Raw genomic sequence first — 1260 nt, forward strand, 5'->3', positions numbered from 1 at the left:
AAACTTACGCTCTTTCATCATATTGCCCTATATGGATTCATTAGAGTTCAAGACAAGACATTGGAATAGTGGTCAAAACGATTTACGAGCAGAACGCCTCAATAGATCACAATTGGCTTAGATTAAGCTCAATAGAGATTAGATATATACCGGCGCGATGTCTCAGCCGGGAGAAAGCGAGTCGTGCGTCTTTTGCCTCGCTCAAAACGAAAAAAACCCACACTAAACAGTGTGGGTATCAATACGCAACTAGGGTAGAAAAAGTGGCTTACTCAGCGAATACAAACTCACTCGCTACAGGGTAGTGATCTGACAAGTCCCAAGTGGTCCAGTGATCCCATTCAATACTACGAGGCGTCAGCATCTTGTTATGAGAATAAACTGGCGCTTGATGCTCGTTTGAATACAACACATAGTCTAAGTACTCATTGTATTGATCATCCGCATAAACATTCACAGGGCCTGCGTAAGAGTAAGGGTACTCGCCTAACGCTGTAGGTTCTGTTGCATTCATAAGCGATAAAAAGTCTACGTGCTCTTGTGGGAAGTTCACCTTATCGACGTTGAAATCTCCCGCCATCAGTACAGGTTGATCTGATGGGATGTTCTTGCTATCTACAAAACCTTTTAGCTGCGCTAGCTGAGAAAATCGAACCGCAATATCATCTGCTGTCGTGTAGGCATGCGTGTGGGTTCCAAACAGGTTATAGATTTTCCCACCCTTATCAATTTTCGCATAGTTCATGCCCTTAGACGCTAAGCAACCATCTGCTCGACATGCATCATAGACAACATCATCGTGATCAATAATCGGGTGACGACTCGCAATGAAAGAGCCACCTGTCAGTAACTTACCAAGCTTGAATGGAATGTCTGTCAGGTAAGGATATTCCTCACTGATCTTGCTTCTAAAATGTGCTGTCAGAACCGGGTCAAAAAGCTCCTGAAATACAACTGCATCGTAGCCTTTTACAAGCTCTGCGATGGTATCCAGGCGAGGATGTGTATTCTTTGAGGTAATACCGGGTAGCAGGTTCCAAACGTTATAGGTCAAAACCTTGAAGTTGTTATTGCTCTCTTCGCGCGTTTCTAGCTCAAAGTCGTTATCAATGACGTAGTGAATGTCATCACCTGAAACACGTGCGTATTCAGAACGATACGCTAGCGTAGAGGCCTTGCCATCGAAGTCTCGTGCAATCGTATGAATGTCACGATCATATTGCCAAGGGTCGTTCTCTGCAGACAACCACATGTAGCTGA

At 44.3% G+C, this 1260-nt stretch carries 1 protein-coding gene; it reads right to left on the minus strand.

The annotated features are described in order from the left end of the window. Positions 1–268: 268 nt before the first annotated feature. Positions 269–1260: sphingomyelin phosphodiesterase (locus tag A3729_RS05650; RefSeq protein WP_082882018.1), on the minus strand; the 992-nt coding region annotated here is incomplete at its 5' end.

The sequence above is a fragment of the Oleiphilus sp. HI0043 genome (genome assembly GCF_001634935.1).